Origin of the sequence: Tenacibaculum piscium, from assembly GCF_021390715.1 — a bacterium.
Lineage (GTDB): Bacteria > Bacteroidota > Bacteroidia > Flavobacteriales > Flavobacteriaceae > Polaribacter > Polaribacter piscius.
Map to the genome: position 1 here is coordinate 170,987 of NZ_JAJGWT010000003.1, position 17,000 is coordinate 187,986.

Annotated in this window: 13 protein-coding genes and 1 tRNA gene; 1 reads left to right on the plus strand and 13 read right to left on the minus strand. The window is 33.1% G+C overall.

Annotated features, from left to right (window positions below; translation table 11 throughout):
* Positions 1-8: 8 nt before the first annotated feature.
* Complete coding sequence (locus L0U77_RS04475) at positions 9-2,381, minus strand: heavy metal translocating P-type ATPase (protein WP_233900797.1); 2,373 nt, start codon at positions 2,379-2,381, stop codon at positions 9-11.
* 103 nt (positions 2,382-2,484) lie between these two features.
* On the opposite strand from L0U77_RS04475, the gene L0U77_RS04480 reads away from it, so the two are divergent.
* Entirely contained in the window at positions 2,485-3,171 is a 687-nt protein-coding gene (locus L0U77_RS04480; RefSeq protein WP_233883602.1) for a Crp/Fnr family transcriptional regulator, read from the plus strand.
* Between the two features lie 91 nt (positions 3,172-3,262).
* On the opposite strand, the gene L0U77_RS04485 is transcribed toward L0U77_RS04480, so the two are convergent.
* The 12 genes from L0U77_RS04485 to tuf form a co-directional block, all read right to left on the minus strand.
* Entirely contained in the window at positions 3,263-3,700 is a 438-nt protein-coding gene (locus L0U77_RS04485; protein WP_233900798.1) for an RrF2 family transcriptional regulator, read from the minus strand.
* 152 nt (positions 3,701-3,852) lie between these two features.
* Positions 3,853-4,161: a DUF3467 domain-containing protein gene (locus tag L0U77_RS04490; RefSeq protein WP_101916702.1), complete on the minus strand. Its 309-nt coding sequence runs from the start codon at positions 4,159-4,161 to the stop codon at positions 3,853-3,855.
* Between the two features lie 53 nt (positions 4,162-4,214).
* Positions 4,215-8,486, minus strand: a complete 4,272-nt coding sequence (gene rpoC / locus L0U77_RS04495; RefSeq protein WP_233897374.1) for a DNA-directed RNA polymerase subunit beta' — start codon at positions 8,484-8,486, stop codon at positions 4,215-4,217.
* A gap of 115 nt (positions 8,487-8,601) precedes the next feature.
* Positions 8,602-12,414: a DNA-directed RNA polymerase subunit beta gene (gene rpoB, locus L0U77_RS04500; RefSeq protein WP_193699729.1), complete on the minus strand. Its 3,813-nt coding sequence runs from the start codon at positions 12,412-12,414 to the stop codon at positions 8,602-8,604.
* Positions 12,415-12,654: 240 nt separating this feature from the next.
* Entirely contained in the window at positions 12,655-13,026 is a 372-nt protein-coding gene (gene rplL / locus L0U77_RS04505) for a 50S ribosomal protein L7/L12 (protein ID WP_233883611.1), read from the minus strand.
* Between the two features lie 46 nt (positions 13,027-13,072).
* On the minus strand, positions 13,073-13,588 hold the full coding sequence (gene rplJ, locus L0U77_RS04510) for a 50S ribosomal protein L10 (RefSeq protein ID WP_233883613.1): 516 nt from the start codon (positions 13,586-13,588) through the stop codon (positions 13,073-13,075).
* 18 nt (positions 13,589-13,606) lie between these two features.
* Positions 13,607-14,299 (minus strand): 50S ribosomal protein L1, encoded by a 693-nt coding sequence (gene rplA, locus L0U77_RS04515; RefSeq protein ID WP_233883615.1) that lies wholly within the window; start codon positions 14,297-14,299, stop codon positions 13,607-13,609.
* Positions 14,300-14,318: 19 nt separating this feature from the next.
* Positions 14,319-14,756, minus strand: coding sequence for a 50S ribosomal protein L11 (gene rplK, locus L0U77_RS04520; protein WP_233897373.1), 438 nt, complete (start codon positions 14,754-14,756; stop codon positions 14,319-14,321).
* Positions 14,757-14,822: 66 nt separating this feature from the next.
* Complete coding sequence (gene nusG, locus L0U77_RS04525; protein WP_101916709.1) at positions 14,823-15,374, minus strand: transcription termination/antitermination protein NusG; 552 nt, start codon at positions 15,372-15,374, stop codon at positions 14,823-14,825.
* A complete protein-coding gene (gene secE / locus L0U77_RS04530; protein ID WP_101916710.1) occupies positions 15,374-15,565 on the minus strand; it encodes a preprotein translocase subunit SecE in 192 nt (63 codons plus the stop codon). The genes nusG and secE overlap by 1 nt, the downstream gene beginning before the upstream one ends.
* 54 nt (positions 15,566-15,619) lie before the next feature.
* A tRNA-Trp gene (locus L0U77_RS04535) sits at positions 15,620-15,691 on the minus strand.
* 66 nt (positions 15,692-15,757) lie between these two features.
* Positions 15,758-16,945, minus strand: a complete 1,188-nt coding sequence (tuf, locus tag L0U77_RS04540; RefSeq protein ID WP_101915966.1) for an elongation factor Tu — start codon at positions 16,943-16,945, stop codon at positions 15,758-15,760.
* Positions 16,946-17,000: the final 55 nt, after the last annotated feature.

The following is a 17,000-nucleotide window of genomic DNA, read 5'->3' on the forward strand; positions in this document are numbered from 1 at the left end:
CTTTAAAGTTATTTTATTTTTTTCCCTACTAAATTTGTTGCAATCGTTGTAAATAAAACAATACTAATAGAACTTAACGGCATTAAAATTGCGGCAATTACAGGCATTAACTGTCCTGATACTGCAAAATACAAACCAACTAAATTATAACATAATGATAGTATAAAACTATACTTAATTATTTTAATTGCTTTTTTTGATGCTTTAATATAACTACCAATTTCATTAAATTTTGAAGCATCTAAAATAGCATCACAAGCAGGAGAAAACACATTAATATTTTCTGATAATGAAATTCCAACATTACTTTGTGCCAACGCTCCTGCATCATTTAAACCATCGCCAATCATAATTACAGTTTGTCCTTTACTTTGTAAATTCTCAATGTAATTTAATTTATCTTCTGGCTTTTGATTGAATAAAAAAGAGGTGTTTTTTGGTAAAAAATCTTCTAAAAATTTCTTTTCGCCTTCGTTATCACCAGAAACAACCGCCAAATTATAATTTTCTTCCAATTCAGAAAACAAACTTTTTACGCCATTTCGATACGCATTTTTAAACACATATTTTCCTTTATAAACTCCATCAAAACTAATATGAACGGAAGTATCTAAATTGATTTTTTCATCCGTATTATTTACAAAAGATGACGAACCTATTTTTACATCTACCCCGTTACATCTAGCTTCAATTCCTTTACCTGTGTACTCTTTAAAGCTTGTAATATCAAGCATTTCAGCAGTTAAAGAACTATACAACATTCTACTTAACGGATGATTTGACGCTCGTAAAGCACTTTTTAATATTACTTTTTCTTCAGATGATAATTCACTTCCTTTATAATCAATTTGATTTTCTTTACTTGTTGTAAGTGTTCCTGTTTTATCAAAAATAACAGTATCAATTGCGGCTAATTGTTCTACAACCGTGGCATTTTTCAAGTAGAATTTCTTCTTCCCAAAAATCCGAAGCATATTCCCTAAAGTAAACGGAGCTGCTAAAGCAATCGCACACGGACACGCAATAATTAACACAGCGGTAAATACGTTTAAGGCTTTGCTTGAATCATAATACAGCCAAAATGCGGTAGAAAAAAAAGCGATTATTAAAACGGTAACTGTAAAATTTTGACTTATGCTATCTGTTAATGTTTTAAATGATGAGTTTTTATCTTTCTTAAACACATCATTACTCCACAATTGTGTTAAATAACTTTGCGAAACCGAACTTAAAACTTCCATTTCTACAACTCCCGATAATTGCTTTCCTCCTGCAAATAATTTATCGCCCGATTTTTTAGCTACAGGAACTGCTTCACCTGTAACAAAACTGTAATCTATTTTGGCATTTCCGTTGATTAAAATTCCATCAACAGGAATTAATTCTTGATTTCTGATTAATAATCTATCGCCTTTTTCAATATCATAAATTTGTACATTTTCTTCTTTTCCTTCGGATGAAATTCGGGTTACCGCAATGGGAAAATAGGATTTATAATCGCGTTCAAATGACAAGAAATTATAGGTTTTCTGTTGAAAAAATTTCCCTAATAATAAAAAGAAAACTAAGCCTGTTAAGCTATCAAAAAAACCAGTTCCGATATCAAAAATAATTTCAGCAGAACTTCGGATAAACAACACAGCAACTCCTAAAGCAATAGGAACATCAATATTTAAAATTTTAGCACGCAACCCTTTATACGCGGATATAAAATAATCCTGTGCAGCATAAAAAACTACAGGTAATGAGAAGAAAAACATCAACCAACGGAATATTCCTTTGTATTGTTCTAGCCAAAAACCAGTTACTTCAAAATATTCAGGAAACGATAAAAACATCACATTTCCGAAAGAAAAACCTGCAATTCCTAATTTATAAATTAAACTTCTATCTACTTTCTTCTTTCCAACTTCGTAATCTTCTAAACTGATGTAAGGTTCATATCCGATGGCACTCAATAATAAAACAATTTCTTTTAACGAAATAATTTCAGAATTATAAGTAATCCGTACTGTTTTTTCAGGGAAATTAACTTGTGCCGAACTAATATTTCGTTGTAATTTGTGTAAATTTTCCAGCACCCAAATACACGAACTACAATGTATGTGTGGTATGTACAGATTCACAACGTGTATATTGCCGTCGTTAAATTCTAGTAGTTTATCTACAATAGGTTGATTGTCTAAAAAGTCGTATTTTCCTTGAATTTCTGTTGGAATTGCTCCAGGATTGTTTTGAAAATCGTAGTAACACGTTAAGTCGTTTTCTGAAAAAATCTCATAAACAGTTTTACAACCATTACAACAAAAAGATTTATCTTCTATTTTAATGGTTTCGGTATCGCATTGGTTACCACAATGAAAACATTTTTCGTTTTCCATATTTACTCTTTTGCCTAGTGCAAAGGTCTTATAAGAATCGCAATTAAAATATGATATATATCAGCTTTTGATTATATTTGAACTAGCCTAACCAAAGACTATTATGAGCAAATGTGAACAATGCATTATTCGTCAATTTAACTCTTTAAAATCACTCACAAAAAATGAATTGATAAGAATTGCTAGTTGTAAAACTTCCAAAGTAATAAAAAAAGGAAGTGTGTTATTTGAAGAAGGAGAACATATAAACGGCGTTTTTTGTATTAAAAGTGGTATTAGTAAGGTTTCTAAAATGAGTGATAACGGAAGAGATCAAATAGTAAATATTGTTCAAAAAGGAGATTTACTTGGTGAACGTAGTTTGATAACTGATGAAGCATCTAACTTAAAAGCCATCGCTATTAACGATATGGAGGTTTGCTTTATCCCTAAGGAAGAGATACTTAACAATTTAGAAACGAATCCTAAATTTACGATGGATGTTCTTAAAAACATGGCATCTTCACTTAAACTTGCCGATAATTTTATTGTTGATATGGCTCAAAAAACCGTAAAACAACGTTTAGCAACGACCTTGTTAAATCTTGAAAATAAGTTTGAAAAAAACAAAAATGGAGCGTTAGATATTCTTTTATCTCGTGAAGATATTGCCAATATTATTGGTACAGCAACAGAATCTGCTATTCGATTATTATCTGAATTTAAAAAGAAAAAATTAATCGATTTAAAAGGAAAAGAAGTTTTTATTTTAAATATTAGCGAATTAGAAAAAATATCAAAAGGATTATAAAAACTATTTTTATTGATTATTTTTAGCAATCATAATTATCTTTCATAAAAAAAACTCAAAAGTATTAACTTTTGAGTTTTTCATTTTTTGATTATCTTTTTAACCAAAAAATATTTTTTTCACCTTGTGTATATAAAATATCGTACAGCGTATTTTCTTCTAACATTACTTTTAAACGTTCTCTAATTTCGATAAATTTTGTATGTAAAGGACACGGTGAAGTATGGTCACATTGCTTTAATCCTAAAGCACATCCTGTATAAATACTATCTCCATCTAACACCGATACGATGTTACTTAACTTTATTTTCTTCAGATTTACTTCTTCTATAAAAAAACCTCCGTGTGGTCCTTTTAAGGAATTTGCAATATTATTTTTTGTTAAAATTTGTAATATTTTACCTGTAAATGGTTCTGGAGAATTGATTGCATTTGCAATTTCTTTAAGCCCTACTTTTTTCTTTAAACTAGACTGTTCTGCTATATAAATAGCGGCTCTTAAACCATATTCACAAGATTTTGAAAACATATATAATTTTTACAATTTTTTTTTTAAAAAAAATATTCTGATATATTTGAAAGTAAAGATAATTATTTATTTAATAAAAGATAATATTATCTTTTATTAAAATTTAAAAAACAAAGATATTTCTAAAGTATAGAAATATTTTTGTTTTTTTTTTAAGCTTCACCTGTTGTTCCTCCAAAGTTCATTGGAATTGGTACTTGTTCATAATCTTTAATTTCACCATTTGCTTGTTCAAATTTTTGAACATTTTCAGCTAATGCTTTTGCAAGTCTTTTAGCATGTTGTGGTGTTAAAATAATTCTTGATTTTACCTTTGCCTTTGGTACACCAGGCATAATATTGATAAAATCAACAATAAATTCTGATACTGAATGATTAATAATTGCTAAGTTACTGTAGGTACCTTCAGCAATATCTTGATCTAATTCAATATTTAATTGTGGTTCTTTCTTGTCTTCCATAATATTAATATAAAAAAAGGCCTCTAAAATTTAGAGGCCTTTGGTATTAAAAATTATAAATTTTTCTCCATTTCTTCCATTGGACCTACAATTTGTCGGTCATACGATCTCATTCCTGTACCTGCTGGTATACGTTTACCTACAATTACATTTTCTTTTAATCCTTCTAAGGTATCAATTTTACCGTTTACTGCGGCTTCGTTTAATACTTTAGTTGTTTCCTGGAATGATGCTGCTGATATAAATGATTTCGTTTGTAACGAAGCTCTAGTAATTCCTTGTAAAACTTGTTCAGCTGTTGCTGGTTTCGCTTCACGAGCGGCTACTAAATTTTTATCAGCTCTACGTAAAATAGAATTTTCATCTCTTAATTGACGCGCAGAAACGATTTGTCCTGCGGTTAAATTTTCAGAATCTCCTGCATCTTCAACAACTTTCATTCCGTAGATAGCGTCGTTATCTTTGATAAAGTCATTCTTATGAATTAGTTGATTCTCTAGTAATAAAGTATCTCCAGAATCAATAATTCTAACTTTACGCATCATTTGACGTACTACTACTTCGAAATGCTTGTCATTAATTTTTACACCCTGTAAACGATATACTTCTTGAATTTCGTTTACTAAGTATTCTTGTACCGCTGAAGGTCCTTGAATATTTAAAATATCGATAGGCGTTGTAGCTCCATCAGATAAAGGCATACCTGCTTTAATAAAATCGTTTTCTTGAACTAAAATTTGGTTCGATAATTTTACTAAATACTTCGTAATATCACCAGTTTTAGATTCAATAATAATTTCACGATTACCTCGCTTAATTTTACCGAAAGATACAACTCCATCAATTTGAGCAATTACTGCTGGATTCGATGGGTTACGTGCTTCAAATAATTCTGTTACACGTGGTAAACCTCCTGTAATATCGCCTGCTTTACCAGACTTACGTGGAATTTTCACTAACGTATGACCTGTTGGAACTTTATCACCATCGCTAACCATTAAGTGAGCACCTACTGGTAAACTATACGAACGTAACGCATTACCATCGGCATCTTCAATAATTAATGAAGCAATGATTTTTTTGTTTTTAGAATCAATCATAACTTTCTCTTGGAAACCAGTTTGTTCATCAACTTCAACAGAGTAATTAATACCTTGCTCTAAGTTATCAAACTTCACTTTACCTCCAAATTCTGATACAATAACTCCGTTAAACGGATCCCATTGACATACAGCATCTCCTTTTTTGATGGTTTTAATATCTTTATTAAAGATAATAGAACCGTAAGGAATAATATTTGCACTTAATACGATATCGGTTTTCTTGTCAATAATTTTGATTTCTGCCGTACGAGAAATAACGATTTCAATTTCTTTACCTTCGCTATCTTTTCCTTTTACAGTACGTAAATCTTCAATTTTAACGTTACCGTCATATTTTGCAATTAACTTATTTTCTTCGGATATATTTCCTGCTACCCCTCCAACGTGGAAGGTACGTAATGTTAACTGTGTACCAGGTTCTCCAATAGATTGCGCTGCAATTACTCCAACTGCTTCTCCTCTTTGAACTTTATTTCCTGTTGATAACGATTGTCCATAACATTTCTCACAAATTCCTCTTTCAGATTCACAAGTTAAAGCGGAACGTACTTCTACTTTATCGATTCCTGATTCTTGAATTATATTGGCTATTTTTGAGGTAATTAATTCCCCAGAAGCAACTAATAAATCATCAGAATTAGGTGCATATACATCTTGTAAAGAAGTACGCCCTGTAATTCTATCAGATAAAGATTCCACGATTTCATCATTTTTCTTTAATGGCGCTACTTCTAACCCTCTTAAAGTTCCACAATCAACTTCGTTTACAATAACATCCTGAGATACATCTACTAAACGACGTGTTAAGTAACCAGCATCGGCTGTTTTAAGAGCCGTATCCGCTAAACCTTTACGAGCACCGTGTGTTGAGATAAAGTATTCTAAAATCGATAACCCTTCCTTAAAGTTAGAAAGAATTGGATTTTCAATAATTTCTCCACCACCAGCGGTCGATTTTTTAGGTTTTGCCATTAATCCACGCATACCTGTAAGCTGACGAATTTGTTCTTTCGAACCACGCGCTCCAGAGTCAAGCATCATAAATACCGAGTTAAATCCTTGCTGATCTTCACGCAAACGTTTCATCGATAACTCTGTTAATCTATTATTGGTAGATCCCCAAATATCAATTACCTGATTGTAACGTTCTTTGTTAGTTAACATTCCCATGTTATAGTTAGATACAATAATATCTACCTCTTTATTTGCTTCGGCAATCATTCCTGTTTTTTCTTCAGGAATAATAATATCTCCTAATGAGAATGATAAACCACCTTCAAAGGCGTATTTATATCCCATATTTTTAATTTCATCTAAGAAATCACCAACAGCAGGAATATTGGTTACTTTTAAAATATCACCAATAATTCCTCTTAATGATTTTTTAGTTAAAACATCATTAATATACCCAGCTTCTTTAGGCACTACCTGATTAAATAAAACTCTACCAACGGTTGTTGCTATAATTCTAGTTACATCTTGTCCGTCTACAACATCGTGTGTACGAACTTTGATACCTGCATTTAAGTCTACTTTTTCTTCATTTAAGGCGATAATTACCTCTTCTGGAGAATAAAAAATTAATCCTTCTCCTTGAATAGGTACTTCAGGAGTTGATTTTCTTTCTTTGGTCATATAATACAGACCCAATACCATATCCTGAGATGGTACCGTTACTGGTGCTCCATTTGCAGGGTTTAAAATATTGTGAGATCCTAACATTAAAATCTGCGCTTCTAAAATAGCTTCAGGTCCTAATGGTAAGTGAACTGCCATTTGATCCCCATCAAAATCCGCATTAAATGCCGAACATGCTAATGGATGTAAACGAATCGCTTTTCCTTCAATTAATTTTGGTTGGAAAGACTGAATACCTAAACGGTGTAATGTAGGTGCACGGTTTAATAAAACTGGATGTCCTTTAATTACATTCTCTAAGATATCCCAAACAACTGGTTCTTTTCTATCTATAATTTTCTTTGCAGATTTTACAGTTTTTACAATTCCTCTTTCAATTAACTTACGAATAACGAAAGGTTTGTATAATTCTGCTGCCATATCTTTTGGCAATCCACATTCAAATAATCTTAATTCTGGTCCAACAACAATTACCGAACGTGCAGAATAATCAACACGCTTACCTAGTAAGTTTTGACGGAAACGACCTTGTTTCCCTTTCAAACTATCAGATAACGATTTTAACGGTCTGTTAGATTCTGTTTTTACTGCTGATGATTTACGTGTGTTATCAAATAAAGAATCTACTGATTCTTGTAACATACGTTTTTCATTACGTAAAATAACCTCAGGTGCTTTAATTTCCATTAATCGTTTTAAACGATTGTTACGGATAATTACACGACGGTATAAATCGTTTAAATCTGAAGTAGCAAAACGACCTCCATCTAATGGCACTAAAGGACGTAATTCTGGCGGTATAACTGGTACAGCCTTCATAATCATCCACTCAGGATTGTTTTCTCTATTTTTTTGCGAATCTCTAAAAGCTTCCACAACATTTAAACGCTTTAATGCTTCGTTTTTACGCTGTTTAGAAGTTTCCGTATTTGCTTTATGACGTAATTCAAATGATAAAGCGTCTAAATCAATTCTTTCTAATAAATCGATTAAACATTCAGCTCCCATTTTAGCGATAAACTTAGTAGGATCTGTATCATCTAAATACATGTTTTCTTGTGGAAGTGTATCTAAAATATCTAAATACTCTTCTTCTGTTAAGAAGTCCATTTTATGTAATGGCTCTCCTTCAGCAGTTTTAGCATCACCTGCTTGAATTACTACATAACGTTCGTAGTAAATAATCATGTCTAACTTCTTAGATGGTAACCCTAAAAGGTACCCCATTTTGTTAGGCAATGATCTAAAATACCAAATATGTGCTACTGGTACTACTAAATTAATGTGACCTACTCTATCTCTACGTACCTTTTTCTCGGTAACTTCAACTCCACATCGATCACAAATGATTCCTTTATAACGGATTCTTTTGTATTTACCACAGGCACACTCATAATCCTTTATAGGACCGAATATACGCTCACAAAACAACCCATCTCTTTCTGGTTTATGTGTACGGTAATTTATAGTTTCTGGTTTTAAAACCTCACCTCTAGATGCCTCTAAAATAGACTCTGGAGATGCTAAACCAATTGAAATTTTGTTAAACTTTTTAACAGTGTATTTTTCGTTCTTTCTTGCCATAATAAGTAATGGATTCGAATTAAAAATTTGCCTCTAATGAGACGGATATTTAAAATGATTTATCATTAGGCAATCCATCAAAGTTGACGATTACCTAATGATATTTCACTGTTTGTTATTCCTCTAATTTAACATCTAATCCTAAACCTTTCAGTTCGTGCATTAATACATTAAATGATTCTGGTAAACCTGGTTCTGGCATCGTTTCACCTTTTACGATTGCTTCGTAAGTTTTGGCTCTACCTAATACATCATCAGATTTAACGGTTAAGATTTCTCTTAATATACTTGATGCACCATATGCTTCTAATGCCCAAACTTCCATCTCTCCAAAACGCTGCCCTCCAAATTGCGCTTTACCTCCAAGAGGTTGCTGCGTAATTAATGAGTACGGTCCAATAGAACGTGCATGCATTTTATCTTCAATCATGTGCCCTAGTTTAATCATATAAATGATTCCTACGGTTGCTGGTTGATCGAAACGTTTTCCAGTACCTCCATCATATAAGTAGGTATGTCCATAACGTGGAATTCCTGCTTGATCAGTTAAGGCATTTATCTGGTCGATGTTTGCTCCATCAAAAATTGGTGTTGCATATTTTTGATCTAATTTTTGACCTGCCCATCCAAGAACAGTTTCATAAATCTGACCAATGTTCATACGCGATGGTACCCCTAATGGATTTAATACGATATCAACAGGTGTTCCGTCCTCTAAGAAAGGCATGTCTTCTGCTCTAACAATACGAGCAACAATACCTTTATTTCCGTGACGTCCTGCCATTTTATCCCCTACTTTTAATTTACGTTTTTTAGCTACATAAATTTTAGCAAGTTTTAAAATTCCTGCTGGTAACTCATCACCTACAGAAATCGTAAATTTCTCACGACGCAACGCTCCTTGTAAATCGTTTACTTTAATTTTATAGTTGTGAACTAATTCCACCACTAATCTATTTAAAGTTTTATCAGTAGTCCAAGTTCCGTGTAAGTGTGTAAAATCACCTACAGAGTTTAACATTTTTTGAGTGAATTTTTTACCTTTTGGTAATACTTCCTCTCCTAAATCATTAAATACTCCTTGAGAAGTTTTTCCAGTAATTAAATTGAATAATTTTTCAATTAAAATATCTTTTAAACCTTCAAACTTATGAACATACGATGCTTCTAAAGTTGCAATTGCTTCTTTATCACGAGCACGTTTTGTTTTATCTTTTACAGCACGTTGGAATAATTTTTTATTAATTACTACTCCTCTTAATGATGGCGAAGCTTTTAATGATGCATCTTTTACATCACCTGCTTTATCACCAAAGATAGCTCTTAATAATTTTTCTTCAGGTGTTGGGTCAGATTCTCCTTTTGGTGTAATTTTACCAATTAAGATATCACCAGGATTTACCTCTGCTCCAACACGAATCATTCCGTTTTCATCTAAGTCTTTCGTAGCCTCTTCTGAAACGTTTGGAATATCGTTTGTTAATTCTTCAGCTCCTAATTTTGTATCACGAACATCTAATGAATATTCGTCAATATGTATAGAAGTAAAGATATCTTCACGAACCACTTTTTCTGAAATTACAATCGCATCCTCAAAGTTATACCCTTTCCAAGGCATAAAGGCTACTTTCATATTTCTTCCTAAAGCTAATTCTCCTTTTTGTGTTGCATATCCTTCACAAAGTACTTGACCTTCTTGAACTCTATCTCCAACTTTAACAATTGGTTTTAGGTTGATATTTGTACCTTGGTTTGTTTTCCTAAACTTAATTAAGTTATATGAAATATCATCAGATTCAAAGCTTACTAAGCGTTCTTCATCAGATCTATCATACTTAATTTTAATTTTATTAGCATCAACATACTCAACAACTCCAGGACCTTCGGCATTGATTAAAATACGAGAATCTTTTGCAACTCTACGTTCTAATCCTGTACCTACAATTGGTGATTCTGGGCGTAATAATGGAACTGCTTGACGCATCATGTTCGATCCCATTAATGCACGGTTGGCGTCATCATGCTCTAAGAAGGGAATTAATGATGCTGAAATAGATGCAATCTGATTAGGAGCAACATCCATATAATCAATTTCAGTAGGTGTTACTACAGGAAAATCACCCCCTTCTCTTGAAATTAATTTATCTCCAACAAAATCTCCAGCTGCATTCACCTCTAAATTAGATTGTGCAAACTTCATTCCTTCTTCCTCTTCAGCACTTAAATATATATGCTCTTGATTAACATCTACATTTCCTTCGATAACCTTCTTATAAGGAGTTTCGATAAAACCTAAATTATTAACCTTTGCAAATACTGCTAAAGATGAAATTAATCCAATATTCGGTCCCTCAGGAGTTTCAATTGGACATAAACGTCCGTAGTGTGTATAGTGAACATCACGAACCTCGAATCCTGCTCTTTCTCTAGATAATCCTCCAGGTCCTAGTGCTGATAAACGACGTTTGTGTGTAATCTCAGCTAATGGATTGGTTTGATCCATAAATTGAGATAACTGGTTCGTTCCAAAAAACGAATTAATAACAGAAGACAACGTCTTTGCATTAATTAAATCAATAGGAGTAAATACCTCGTTATCACGTACATTCATTCTTTCACGAATCGTACGCGCCATACGCGCTAAACCTACACCAAACTGACCTGCTAATTGTTCACCAACAGTTCTTACACGACGGTTAGATAAATGGTCAATATCATCTACTTCTGCTTTTGAGTTAATTAACTCAATTAAGTATTTGATAATGGTAATAATGTCATTCTTAGTTAATACCTTCTGATCAATCGGCTCATTTAACTGTAACTTGGTGTTCATTCTAAAACGCCCAACTTCACCTAAACTATAACGTTGCTCAGAGAAGAATAATTTTTCAATAATTCCTCTTGCTGTCTCCTCATCTGGCGGCTCAGCATTACGTAATTGTCTGTAGACATGTTCTACTGCTTCTTTTTCAGAATTCGTAGGATCTTTTTGTAATGTATTGTGAATGATGGCATAATCAGCCATGTCATTATCTACCTTATGTAATAAGATAGTTTTAGCACCTGCTTCAATTATTTCATCAATATGTTCTTTCTCTATGATGGTATCACGATCGAAAACAATTTCGTTACGTTCAATAGATACTACTTCTCCAGTATCTTCATCTACGAAATCTTCATGCCAAGTTTTTAAAACTCTAGCTGCTAGTTTACGTCCTAATACTTTTTTTAATCCAGCTTTAGAAACTTTAATTTCTTCTGCTAAATCAAAGATTTCTAATATATCTTTATCTCTTTCAAAACCGATGGCTCTGAATAATGTGGTTACTGGTAATTTTTTCTTTCTATCAATATAAGCATACATTACTTGATTGATATCAGTTGCAAATTCTATCCAAGATCCTTTAAAAGGAATTACTCTTGCTGAATACAACTTAGTTCCATTTGCGTGGAATGATTGTCCAAAAAACACACCAGGCGAACGGTGTAATTGCGATACAACAACTCTTTCTGCTCCATTAATAATGAAAGTTCCAGAATTAGTCATGTAAGGAATTGTTCCTAAATATACGTCTTGAACAATTGTTTCAAAATCTTCATGTTCAGGATCTGTACAGTAAAGCTTTAATCTTGCTTTTAAAGGTACACTGTGTGTTAATCCTCTTTCAATACATTCTTGAATACTATATCTTGGTGGATCTACAAAGTAGTCTAAAAATTCTAATACAAATTGATTACGGGTATCTGTAATCGGAAAGTTATCCATAAAGGTTTTATACAAACCTTCTTCACCTCGCTCATCAGCTTTGGTTTGCAATTGGAAAAAATCTTGGAAAGATTTCACCTGAATATCCAAAAAATCTGGATAATCGGTACCTAATTGCGATGATGCGAAGTTAATTCTTTCAGTAGTTTTTATCGTTGCCAAAAGAGATGCTATTTTTAAATTAAAAATATTATTTTTTGAAACTATCTTGTTTCAATAATGCAATTTTAATTGCTTTGCTGATTTTAAAATCAGCTCTTTATAGTCGTGTTATTGCAATTATATAATTGTAATAAAATAAAGAACGAATATATACACAAAATGGTTTAGGACTAGAAACGAGTGTTTCTAGTGCCTAAACCTTAATTGTTTTATCCCGTATTATAAAATCGGGAGTATAGCTTACTTAAGCTCTACTTCAGCTCCTGCTTCTTCTAAAGATTTTTGAAGACCTTCTGCTTCATCTTTAGTTACTCCTTCTTTGATTGGTGCTGGTGCACTATCAACGATTGCTTTAGCATCTTTTAAACCTAAACCAGTTAATTCTTTAACTAATTTCACAACTGCTAATTTAGAAGCTCCTGCTGCTTTTAAGATAACGTCAAATTCAGTTTTCTCTTCTGCTGCATCACCTCCTGCTGCTGGACCTGCTACTGCTACTGCTGCTGCTGCTGGCTCAATACCGTACTCATCTTTTAAAATATCAGCTAATTCATTAACTTCTTTTACTGTTAAGTTAACTAATTGCTCTGCGAAATCTTTTAAATCTGCCATTTTAATTGTTTTTAAATTTTATTATTTAGTTTATTAGTGCGCGTAATTATTTCTCTGATAATGTCTTTAAGATACCAGATAATTTGTTACCTCCTGATTGTAATGCTGAAACAACATTCTTAGCAGGCGATTGTAATAATGAGATAATATCTCCAATAAGTTCTTCTTTAGACTTAATGTTAACAAGAGCATCTAATTGGTCATCTCCAACATAAACTGACTCTTCAACAAAAGCTCCTTTTAATAAAGGCTTGTCTGATTTCTTTCTGAACTCTTTGATAACTTTTGCAGGGGCGTTAGACACCTCTGAAATCATCATTGAAGTATTTCCTTTTAAAACATCTGGTAAGTCTCCGAAATCTTTATCAGAAGCTTCCATTGCTTTTGAAAGCAATGTGTTTTTAACAACAGCCAATTCTACATTTGCTTTAAAACAAGCTCTACGTAGGTTAGATGTAGTAGCAGCATCTAAACCAGAAATATCTGCTAAATAGATGGTACTTGTGTCTGCTAATCTCGCTGTTAAATCTTCTATTACTTGTAATTTGTCTTCTCTTGTCATAATTAAAAGTTTAAGTGCCTATAATGATATAGATTTTTCATCTACAGCAACACTAGGACTCATAGTTGATGACATAAAAATACTCTTTATATAATCTCCTTTAGCCGCTGTTGGCTTTAATTTAATTAACGTTTGTATTAACTCGTTTGCATTTTCTTGAATCTTCTGAGCATCAAATGATACTTTTCCGATAGCTGCATGTACAATACCAGTTTTATCAACTTTAAAGTCAATTTTACCAGCTTTAACTTCTTGTACTGCTTTTGCAACATTCATAGTTACTGTACCTGTTTTTGGGTTAGGCATCAAACCTCTTGGTCCTAAAACACGACCTAAAGGACCTAACTTACCCATAACACTAGGCATAGTTATAATCACATCAACATCAGTCCAACCACCTTTAATTTTCTGAAGGTATTCATCTAATCCAACATAATCAGCACCTGCTGCAACAGCTTCGGCTTCTTTATCTGGAGTAACTAACGCTAATACTTTTACGTCTTTTCCTGTTCCGTGAGGTAATGTTACAACACCACGTACCATTTGATTTGCTTTACGAGGATCTACTCCTAAGCGAACTGCTAAATCAACTGATGCGTCAAATTTTACAGTTGTAATTTCTTTAACCAAGGCTGATGCATCTTTTAAGCTGTAAACTTTAGAGCTATCTACCTTAGAACGAGCTTCTTTTTGCTTTCTAGTAATTGCCATTTCTAATGTATTTTAAAGTTTAAGCAGGTGCATTACCTGTTACGGTTAATCCCATAGAACGAGCAGTTCCAGCTATCATTTTCATTGCAGATTCAACTTCAAAGGCATTCATATCTACCATTTTGTCTTCTGCAATTCCTCGAATTTGATCCCAAGAAACACTTGCTACTTTTTTTCTATTTGGTTCTCCCGAACCTTTCTTAATTTTGGCCGCTTCTAACAATTGTACTGCAGCTGGTGGTGTTTTTACAACAAACTCGAAAGATTTGTCTTTATAAACAGTAATCACAACAGGTAAAACTTTACCTTGTTTGTCCTGTGTACGCGCATTAAATTGCTTACAGAACTCCATGATATTAACACCGGCAGCACCTAAAGCGGGTCCAACTGGTGGCGACGGATTCGCAGCACCTCCCCTAACTTGTAGTTTAACTAATTTACTTATTTCTTTTGCCATTGTTTAAGATTTAAACGACATGTTTAAAATGGAAGCTTTAAACACATCAAAATATAGGTGTAACGATTATATTTTTTCTACTTGCATATAGTTTAGTTCTAATGGAGTTTTTCTTCCGAAAATTTTAACCATTACTTCTAACTTGCGTTTTTCCTCATTAACTTTTTCAACAGTACCGTCGAATCCATTAAAAGGACCGTCAATTACTTTTACTGTTTCACCAGCATTAAAAGGAATTGCGATATTTTCATCTTTAACAGAAAGTTCATCAACTTTACCTAACATTCTATTTACTTCTGATTTACGCATTGGTACAGGTTCACCACCTTTTGTTTCACCTAAAAAACCAATAACACCTGTTACTGATTTTATTACGTGAGGTACTTCACCAGCTAAATTAGCTTCTACCATTACATAACCAGGAAAGTAAACTCTCTCTCGATTAACTTTTTTTCCGTTTCTTACTTGAATAACTTTTTCTGTAGGAACGATTACTTTACTTACGAAGTCAGATAATCCAAAACGAGCGATTTCCGTCTCAATATAAGCTTTAACCTTATTCTCTTGACCACCAACAGCTCTTACCACATACCACTTCATTACTGAGTCAGTCATCATTAAAACATTTTAAAGAAATTATCTAATCCTGTTTGAAAAACCTTATCTACTCCCGCTACTACTAAAGCAAAAACAATTGTAAATGCCGCAACAATTACAGTAGACTTTTGAGCTTCTTCACGAGATGCCCAAGTCATGTTTGTATTTAATTCCTCAAAAGAACCTTTGATGTACTCTATAAAGTTATTCATTTTATTATCCTTTTAGCGAGTTACAATTTATCATCGTAACTCGCTTTGGTTATGCACGGACGGAGAGATTCGAACTCCCGACAGCTGGTTTTGGAGACCAGTGCTCTACCGCTGAACTACGTCCGTATTTTTATTTTAAAAAGAAGTCTCTCATTTAAGAGACTTCTTTTTTTTATAGTATAAACTAATAAATTAGTCTAAAATTTCAGTAACCTGACCTGCACCTACTGTTCTACCACCTTCACGGATAGCAAACTGTAAACCTAAGTTTAATGCAATTGGTTGGATTAATTCAACTGTAATAGTTAAGTTATCACCAGGCATAACCATTTCTACACCTTCAGGTAAGAAAATGTTTCCTGTTACATCAGTAGTACGTACGTAAAACTGAGGGCGATAGTTATTATGGAATGGAGTGTGACGTCCACCTTCTTCTTTTTTCAATACATACACTTCAGCCTTAAACTTAGCGTGTGGAGTTACAGAACCTGGCTTACAGATTACCATTCCTCTTTTAATATCTTCTTTAGCAATACCTCTTAATAAGATACCTGCATTATCTCCAGCCTCACCTCTATCTAAGATTTGACGGAACATTTCAATACCAGTAACTGTAGAAGTTAACTTCTCAGTCCCCATACCAATAATATCTACAGATTCACCAGAATTGATGATCCCTGTTTCAATACGACCAGTTGCAACAGTACCACGACCAGTAATAGAGAATACATCTTCAATAGGCATTAAGAAAGGCTTTTCAGTTTCTCTTAAAGGCTCTTCAATCCAAGCATCAACAGCAGCCATTAATTCTAAAACAGTATTAACCCATTTCTCTTCACCATTTAAAGCTCCTAAAGCTGAACCTGAAACTACAGGACCATTATCTCCATCGTACTCATAGAAAGATAATAATTCTCTTACTTCCATTTCTACTAACTCAAGTAACTCCTCATCATCAACCATGTCAACTTTATTCAAGAAAACAACCATACGAGGAATACCTACTTGACGACCTAATAAAATGTGCTCACGTGTTTGTGGCATAGGACCATCAGTTGCAGCTACTACTAAAATAGCTCCATCCATTTGAGCAGCACCAGTTACCATGTTCTTTACGTAATCCGCGTGACCTGGACAGTCTACGTGAGCGTAATGACGGTTTTCTGTTGCATATTCAACGTGAGAAGAGTTAATTGTAATACCTCTTTCTTTTTCTTCTGGTGCGTTATCGATTTGATCAAAATCTCTAGCTTCAGAGAATCCTGCATCAGCTAATACTTTTGTGATAGCAGCAGTTAATGTAGTTTTACCGTGATCTACGTGACCAATAGTACCAACGTTTAAGTGGGGCTTCGAACGATCGTAAGTTTCTTTTGCCATGATTATTAATTTTAATTCTTAGTTAAATATATTTAGTGTTACTTTAATTTTAAAA